The sequence below is a fragment of the Candidatus Methylomirabilota bacterium genome, from assembly GCA_036005065.1.
Lineage (GTDB): Bacteria > Methylomirabilota > Methylomirabilia > Rokubacteriales > DASRDR01 > DASYQW01.
Genome location: DASYQW010000128.1, coordinates 1 through 8,460 on the forward strand (window position 1 = coordinate 1; position 8,460 = coordinate 8,460).

The following is an 8,460-nucleotide window of genomic DNA, read 5'->3' on the forward strand; positions in this document are numbered from 1 at the left end:
TGCTCGAGGAAGCCCGGGAGCGGCGGGGCGCCGGCGCGGACGTCGTGGTCGGGTACGTAGAGCCGCACGGCCGACCGGAGACCGAGGCCCTCCTGGTCGGCCTCGAGCCGGTTCCGCCTCGCCTCGTCGAGTACCGGGGGACTCGCCTCCGCGAGTTCGACCTCGACGCCGCGCTCGCCCGCCGCCCGGCCCTCATCCTCGTGGACGAGCTGGCCCACACCAATGCCCCCGGGTCCCGGCACGCCAAGCGCTGGCAGGACGTGCAGGAGCTGCTGGCGGCCGGGATCGACGTCTACTCCACGGTCAACGTCCAGCACCTCGAAAGCCTCAACGACGTCGTGGCCAAGATCACCGGCGTCCAGGTGCGCGAGACCGTCCCCGACTCCGTCCTGGAGGAGGCCGACGAGGTCGAGCTGATCGATCTGCCGCCCGATGACCTGATCCAGCGGCTCAAGGAAGGCAAGGTCTACGTTCCCGGGCAGGTGGAGGAAGCGGTCCGCAAGTTTTTCCGGAAGGGCAATCTCATCGCCCTCCGTGAACTCGCGCTGCGGACCACGGCCGCCCGCGTGGACGCCCAGATGGACGTCTACCGGCGCGATCACGCGATCCCGACGCCGTGGCCGGTCGCCGAACGGATCCTCGTCTGCGTGAGCCCGAGCCCGTTTGCCCGGCGCGTCGTGCGGGCCGCCCGCCGGATGGCGGCCGGGCTCCGGGCCGAGTGGTGGGTCGCCTACGTCGAGACGCCGGCCCACGCCCGCCTCTCCGCGGAGGACCGCGACCGCGTGGCGGAGACCCTCCGCCTGTCCGAGCAGCTCGGCGCCCGGACGGTCACCCTGACCGGCCAGAGCGTGGCCGAGGAGACCGTCGTCTACGCGCGCGAGCGGAACGTCAGCAAGATCGTGGTGGGGAAGCCCGGCGGATCGCGCTGGCGGGAGGCGTTGTCCGGCTCGGTGGTGAACGAGCTGATCCGCAAGAGCGGGGACATCGACGTCTACGTCATCACGGGCGAGCGCGAAGTCGCCGAGCCCGGGCGCTTCAGGCCCCGGCCCCATGCGACCGACTGGGCGGGATATGCCACGGCCGTCGGCGTCGTCGCCTTCTGCACGACCCTCGCCTGGCTCCTGTTCCCGGCCTTCGAGATGGCGAACCTGGTGATGGTGTATCTCTTGGGGGTCGTGCTGGTCGCCGCCCGGTGGGGCCACGGCCCATCCATCCTCGCGTCCGTCCTGAGCGTCGCCGCCTTCGATGTCTTCTTCGTCCCGCCTTACCTCTCGTTTGCCGTGTCCGACAGTCAATACCTCGTCACCTTCGCGGTCATGCTGGTGGTCGCCGCCGTCATCAGCACGCTCACCGTGCGCATCCGGCAACAGGCCGAGTCGGCTCGCCAGCGCGAGCGCCGGACGACAGTGCTGCACGAGATGAGCGGGGAGCTCGCGCGCCTGCGCGGCGTGGACGAGCTCGTCCGGGCGGCGATCCGCCACATCGGCGAGGTCTTCGCCAGCGAGGTCGCGGTGTTCCTTCCGGACGCGAGCGGTCGCCTGGTGACCCGGGCGGGAAGCCTCCTCACGCCGGAGGACGACCCGAGCGAGCACGGCGTCCGCCAGTGGGCCTACGAGCACAGCCAGCCGGCCGGGCTCGGCACCGAGACGCTGCCGGGCGCGCGGGCCCTCTACCGGCCCCTCCTCGCCTCGCGCGGCACGATCGGGGTGCTCGGCGTCCGGCCGGCGGCGCCCCAGGCGTTCGCGGCGCCCGAGCAGCGGCACCTGCTCGAAGCCTTCGCCGCCCAGACGGCGCTCGCGATCGAGCGCGCCCTCCTGGCGGAGGAAGCCGAGCAGGCCCAGCTGCGGACCGAGTCCGAGCGGCTCCGCGACACGCTGCTCAGCTCCGTCTCCCACGACCTCCGGACGCCGCTGGCGACCATCACCGGCGCCGCCAGCAGCCTGCTCGAAGCCGGAGATCATCTGGATCGGGCGGCGCGCCGGGAGCTCCTCCAGGTCATTCGCGAGGAGGCCGAGCGGCTCAACCGTCTGGTCCACAACCTGCTGGACATGACGCGGCTGGAGTCCGGCGCGCTCCAGATCCGGAAGGAGTGGCATCCGCTGGAGGAGATCGTGGGGGCGGCCCTGGCGCGACTCGGGACGCGCCTCGAGGACCGGCCGGTGACGACGCGGCTGCCGCCGGACCTCCCGCTGGTGCCGCTCGACGGGGTGCTGGTGGAACAGGTGCTCATCAACCTCCTCGACAATGCCCTCAAGTACACTCGGGCCGGCAGCCCGCTCGAGATCGCCGCCACCGCCGGCGACGATCAGGTCGCGCTCGAGATCGCGGATCGCGGGCCGGGCTTGCCGCCCGGGGAGGAGACCCGCGTGTTCGACAAGTTCTACCGGGGCCGGCTGACCGGGACGGAGCGCGGGGTCGGTCTGGGGCTGGCCATCTGCCGCGGGATCATCGAGGCGCACGGCGGCGGGATCTCGGCCGCGAATCGCCCGGGCGGGGGCCTCGTGTTCCGGGTCACGCTGCCGCTGGCCGAGAAGCCGCCGGAGATCCCGGCCGACGATGACTGACGCGCCCGGGGCGGATCCCGTGGCGCCGGGGGAGCGCCAGGGTCCCGCCGCCGAGTCCGGCGGCGGCGCGGTCGTCGTCGTGATCGAGGACGAGCCGCAGATCCGACGGTTCCTCCGGCCGACGCTGGGGGGAGAAGGGTATCATCTCGTCGAGGCGGGCACCGGCGAGGAGGGCGTGATGCAGGTGGCCACCCGGCAGCCCGACATCGTGATCCTCGACCTCGGGCTGCCGGACATGGACGGCCTGGAGGTGCTCCGGCGGCTGCGGGAGTGGACGGCGGTGCCGATCATCGTGCTCTCGGCCCGCGGGCAGGAGCGCGACAAGATCGCCGCCCTCGACGCCGGGGCCGACGATTACGTGGCCAAGCCCTTCGCGGTGGGCGAGCTCCTCGCCCGCATGCGGGTCGCCCTGCGCCACGCCACCGGTGCCGCCCGGGAGCCGGCCGACTCGACCTTCGTCGTCGGCGACATCCGGGTCGACCTGGGGCGCCGCCGCGTGTTCGTCGGCGGGGCGGAGGTCCACCTCACGCGCACCGAGTACAAGCTGCTCACCACGCTCATCCGGCACGCCGGCAAGGTGCTCACCCACCGGCAGCTCCTGCAGGAGGTCTGGGGTCCGCCGTACGCCGAGCAGACGCATTACCTCCGGGTCTACATGGCGCAGCTCCGTCACAAGCTCGAGACCGATTCGACCCGCCCCCGCTTCCTGCTCACCGAGCCCGGAGTCGGGTATCGGCTCATCACGGACTGAGGGCCGAGGGCGCCGGGATGCGACGGTCATCGGCCACGGCGCTAGAATCTGGCTGATGGGCGGGTATCGGTTCCTTGACGACGTCGCCATCGCCGACGTCGCCTTCGAGGCCTGGGGGGACACTCTCGCCGATCTCTTCGCGGCCTGTGGCCAGGCCACCTTCGCCGTCATGGTGGACCTCGAGCACGTCGAGCCCAGGCAGGCCGTCCAGATCGAGCTGGCGAACGAGACGCTCGAGGGGCTGCTCTTCGAGTGGCTGGCCGAGCTCGTCTTCCGGAAGGACGCCCACTCGATGTTCTTCGCCCGGTTCCAGGTGACGGTGGACCAGGTGGACGGCCGGTTCGTCCTGACGGCGACCGCGGCGGGAGAGCCGATCCGGGCGGACCTGCCCATGCGGCTCGACGTGAAGGCGCCGACCGCCCACATGCTCGAAGTGACGCGGTCGAACGAGGGATGGCGGACTCGCGTCATCCTGGATGTGTGAGAGCCCCATGCGGATCATCGCCCACGTCGACATGGACGCCTTCTATGCCGCCGTGGAGGAGCGCCATCACCCCGAGCTCCGCGGGCGACCGATCGTCACCGGCGCCGATCCGAAGGGCGGGATGGGGCGAGGGGTCGTCACCACCGCGAACTACGCGGCCCGGAAGTACGGCATCCGGTCGGCCATGCCCATCTCCCAGGCCTGGCGGCTCGCCGAGACCGCCCGGCGGCGAGGGGAGCCGGCGACGGCGTTCCTCCGAGGCAACCACGCCCTCTATCGGGAGGTGTCGGGGCGGATCATGACCATCGTCGCCGCGGACGCGGTCGCCTTCGAGCGGGCGAGCATCGACGAGGCGTACGTGGACCTTTCGGCGCTCGGCGGCTTCGAGCCGGCCGAGGCGCGCTGTCGCGCGCTGAAGGCGGAGATCGTCCAGCGCGAGGGCCTGACCTGCTCGATCGGCCTCGCGCCGAACAAGCTCGTGGCCAAGATCGCCTCGGATTTCAAGAAGCCGGACGGGCTGACGGTGGTGCGTCCGGAGGCGGTTCAGGCGTTCCTCGATCCCCTCCCCATCCGCGTCATCCCGGGAATCGGCCCGAAGACCGAGCTGTTCCTCCAGGAACGGGCCCTCCGGACGGTCGGGGAGCTGCGGGCGGTGGCGCCCGCGCAGCTGACGGAGTGGTTCGGCAAGTGGGGCGAGGACCTCGGCCGGCGGGCGCGGGGCGTCTCCGACGACCCGGTCTCGAACGAGTGGGAGCCGAAGTCCGTCGGCGAGCAGGAGACGTTCGAGCTCGACACGCTGGAGCCGGCCTTCGTCCTCGAGCGCGCCCGGCTCCTGGCCCGCGCCGTCTTCGAGCGGCTGCTGGCCGACGGCTTCCGGGCCTTCCGGACGGTGACGGTCACGGTCCGCTTCGCCGACTTCGTCACGACCAGCCGCTCCCACACCGGACGGGCGCCGCTCGCGACCGAGGAGGCCCTCGACGGGGAGGCCCGACGCCTGCTCCAGCCGTTTCTCGATGCCCGCGAGAATCCCCGGCGGAAGAAGATCCGGCTCATCGGGGTCCGGGTGGAGAAGCTCCTGCGCGAGTACCGGGAGCCGGCAGCCCAGGAGCTGATCTGCTTCGACGGCGGAGGGCTGCCCGAGGCCGGCCCGCCGCCCTGAAGGGCGGGGCCGGGAGGGGGCCGTCGAGGCCCCTCCCACGACCGCCACGACGGGGGGCTTCGGGGGGTTTCTTCCGAGACCCCCCCGAAATGACCTAGTCGGCGGTGACCCGCAGGATCTCCTCCACGGTCGTCAGCCCTTCCAGCACCTTCATGAGGCCGACCTCGCGCAGGGTCCGCATCCCCTGGTGCCGGGCGACGTCGCGGATGGAGTTGACCGGGGCGTTCTCCGTGATGAGGTCGCGGATCTCCGGGGTGATCCGCATCACCTCGAAGAGCGCCATCCGGCCCTTCATGCCGGTGAAGTTGCAGATGGCGCAGCCTTTCCCCGCGTAGAGGGTCCGCTTCCCGCGGCCCTCGTCGCTGAACCCGTAGACCGCCAGGCTGTCCTCGCCGGTCTCGTAGGGCTGCTTGCAGGCGTGGCAGACCTTGCGGACCAGGCGCTGGGCCACCACCAACCGGACCGCGGAGGCGATGAGGAACGCGGGAATCCCCATGTCCACGAGCCGCGAGATCGTGGAGGGGGAGTCGTTGGTGTGCAGCGTCGTGAGGACCAGATGCCCGGTGAGCGCGGCCCGGACCGCGATCTGGGCCGTCTCGAGGTCGCGCATCTCCCCCACCAGGATGACGTCGGGGTCGTGGCGGAGGAAGGAGCGGAGCACGGCCGAGAAGCTCCGCCCGATTTCCTCGTTGACCGGGACCTGGGTGACGCCTTCCAGGTGGTACTCGATCGGATCCTCGACGGTCAGGATGTTGATGTGGGGCGACTTGGCGGCGTGGATCGCCGAGTAGAGCGTCGTGGTCTTGCCCGATCCGGTCGGCCCCGTCATCAGGATCATCCCGTGGGGGCTGCGGATCGCCTGCTTGAACTGCTCGAGGCTCAGGGAATCGAACCCGAGCTGGCCCAGGTCCAGCTTGAGCGCCTCCTTGTCCAGGATCCGCATGGACGCGCTCTCGCCGAACATGATCGGCAGGACGTTGACGCGGAAGTCGATCTCGCGCCCGCTGTATCGGAGCTTGAGGCGGCCGTCCTGGGGGAGCCGACGCTCGGCGATGTCCAGGTTGGCCATGATCTTGATGCGCGAGAGGACCGCGGGCTCGAGCCGCTTGGGCAGGTTCTTCACGTGGTGAAGCATGCCGTCGATCCGGAACCGCACGCGCAATGCCATCTCCGAGGGCTCGAGGTGGATGTCGGAGGCGCCCCGCCGGATCGCCTGGAGGAGGATCCGGTTCACGATGCGGACCACCGGCGCCTGGTCGGCCGAGGCCTTGAGCTCCAGGAAGTCGACCGGGTCCGCAGTCTCCCGGCCGTCGACCAGCTCGAGCTCGCCCGCCTCGGCCTCGGCCTCGGTCAGGGCGTCGACGGCCGCGTAGGAGTGCTCGATCGTCCGGCGGATCAGCGAGGGCGGGGCGATGGCCGGGATGACCCGCATGCCGGTCACGAAGGTCACGTCGTCGAGCGCCGGGAGGTTGGTGGGGTCGGCCATCGCCAGCGTGAGGGAGGTGGCCGAGCGGCGCACCGGGATGACGTCGTACTTCCGGGCGATCCGGGCCGGGACCAGCCGCAGCAGCTCGGGGTCGACGGCCGACTCCGGCAGGGCGACAACCGGAATGCCATACGCGCGCGACAGGAAGTGCATCAGCTGGTCCTCGTCGATGAAGCCGAGTCGGACCAGGACGGCGCCGAGCTTCTCGTTGGTCCGGGTCTGCTCGGCCAGGGCCTGGCCGAGCTGGACCGCCGTGATCACCTCGTCGGCGACCAGGAGCTGACCCAGACGTCGTCCGATGGGCGATGTCGCGTCCTTGCTCGTCGGGGCCGGACCGGGCGCGACCGGCTGCGGCCGCACGTCGGCGTCCGGCTCTCTCGCCCCGGGCCTTTCCGCAGGCCTGTCTGAATCAGATCGGCGCGTCATGTTCCAGTTTCCCCGGTGGACGGGGGTGACGATTATTCAACGCCCGACGCCGGGTCTCTGTCAATCCCCGGCGGGGCGGTGTCGGGCGGTCGGTCGGTTGCGTCGGGTCCCGGGCCGATGCTAGCGTAGCGGCCGAGCGGAACCCCCGGGACGAGCACCGTGACCCTCCGACTCTTCAAGCCCGGCACCCTGGGTGCCAGATTCTGGAACCCTTACACCCAGACCCTGTCCCGCGCCGAGCTCGACCGCCTCCACCTCACGAAGCTCCAGACCCTGATCCGCTACGCCTATGCCCGGAGCCCGATGTACCGGCGGCTCCTCGAACGGGCCAGGGTCACGCCCGCTCAGATCCGCACGTTGGATGACTTCGAGCAACGCCTGCCCGTCATCGACAAGACGGACATCCTCGACGCCCAGGCGGTGAGCGCGCCGTTCGGCGAGGCCCTGGCTGTCCCCGAGGACTTCTTCCTCCACCGCTTCCAGACCTCGGGCTCGACCGGCGCGCCGCTCCACATCCCGCTGACGTACCACTCGTCGCTCCTCTGGGGCGAGTCATGGGTCTACCTCTACTGGGCGGTCGGCCTCCGGCCGCGGCACGCGTTCTACTTCCCCTTTCACTGGGGGATCTTCGCCGCATTCTGGAGCGCCTACATGGGCGTGCGGCGGCTCGGGGGCACGGTGATCTCGGGAGGGGGGCTCGATTCGCGCGGCCGCGTCAACCAGATCCTCGCCTACAAGCCCGACGTCGTGCTGGCCACGCCGACCTATGCGCTCTATCTCGGCGAGGTCGCCCGCGAGCTCGGCGTGGACCTCCGGCAGACCTCGGTCTCGGTGGTCATCGTGTCCGGAGAGCCGGGCGGCTCCATTCCCACCACCCGCGACGCCATCGCGGAGCTCTGGGGCGCCCGCGTGTACGACCTGTACGGGATCGCCGAGCTGGGGCCGACCAATCCCGGCTGCCCGCTGGGCGACCGCGTCCATCTCTGCGAGGACTGGTACCATGCGCTGGTGGTCGACGAGAACGGCCGGCGGGTCCGTGACGGCGAGGTCGGCGAGCACATCGTCACCTCGTACATCCAGCACGGGCAGCCGCTCATCAAGTATCGGACGCACGACCTCGTGCGCTGGACCGGGGCGCCCTGCGCGTGCGGAACGACCTGGCTCGGCTATCCCGGCGGCGTCCTCGGGCGCAGCGACCACATGATCGTCGTCAAGGGCGTCAACGTCTACCCGACGGCGGTGGAGGCGCTCCTCCACAAAGTCGGCGGGCTCAGCGAGCACTACGAGCTCCACGTCGCCCGGGAAGCCGCGAACGACGCGGTGACCGTGAAGGCGGAAGCCCGGTCCGACGTCCCCGAGTTGAGCCACGCCGGACTCGGCGATCAGGCGGAGGCCGTGCTCAAGGAGGCGATCGGGGTCCGGATCGCCGTGGAGGTGCTGCGCCCCGGGACGCTTCCCCGGTACGAGCTCAAGGCGAAGCGATTCTTCGACCACCGGCCGCCGGGCCATCGCTGGCAAATTCAGCGGTGAGGCGGGCGCCGAAGCGATCCGGCGGAACGACGCCGAGACGCGCGGCCGCCCGTGGCCCCG

6 protein-coding genes are annotated in these 8,460 nt (G+C 71.1%); 5 read left to right on the forward strand and 1 reads right to left on the reverse strand.

Features of this window, described 5'->3' with window-relative positions; all coding sequences use genetic code 11:
* The 4 genes from VGW35_09175 to dinB all read left to right on the forward strand — a co-directional run.
* Window positions 1-2,564 (forward strand): sensor histidine kinase KdpD (locus tag VGW35_09175; GenBank protein HEV8307825.1); only part of this gene is annotated, 2,564 nt, incomplete at its 5' end.
* Window positions 2,557-3,315 carry a response regulator gene (locus VGW35_09180; protein HEV8307826.1) on the forward strand — a complete coding sequence of 253 codons (759 nt, stop codon included), beginning with the start codon at window positions 2,557-2,559 and terminating at the stop codon, window positions 3,313-3,315. The genes VGW35_09175 and VGW35_09180, both read left to right, overlap by 8 nt.
* Window positions 3,316-3,370: 55 nt before the next feature.
* A complete protein-coding gene (locus VGW35_09185) occupies window positions 3,371-3,799 on the forward strand; it encodes an archease (GenBank protein HEV8307827.1) in 429 nt (142 codons plus the stop codon).
* Between the two features lie 7 nt (window positions 3,800-3,806).
* Window positions 3,807-4,958 carry a DNA polymerase IV gene (gene dinB / locus VGW35_09190; protein ID HEV8307828.1) on the forward strand — a complete coding sequence of 384 codons (1,152 nt, stop codon included), beginning with the start codon at window positions 3,807-3,809 and terminating at the stop codon, window positions 4,956-4,958.
* 94 nt (window positions 4,959-5,052) lie between these two features.
* Here the strand turns inward: dinB and VGW35_09195 are convergent, their stop codons facing one another.
* Window positions 5,053-6,804, reverse strand: coding sequence for an ATPase, T2SS/T4P/T4SS family (locus VGW35_09195; GenBank protein ID HEV8307829.1), 1,752 nt, complete (start codon window positions 6,802-6,804; stop codon window positions 5,053-5,055).
* 225 nt (window positions 6,805-7,029) lie between these two features.
* On the opposite strand from VGW35_09195, the gene VGW35_09200 reads away from it, so the two are divergent.
* Window positions 7,030-8,400, forward strand: coding sequence for an AMP-binding protein (locus tag VGW35_09200; protein HEV8307830.1), 1,371 nt, complete (start codon window positions 7,030-7,032; stop codon window positions 8,398-8,400).
* Window positions 8,401-8,460: the final 60 nt, after the last annotated feature.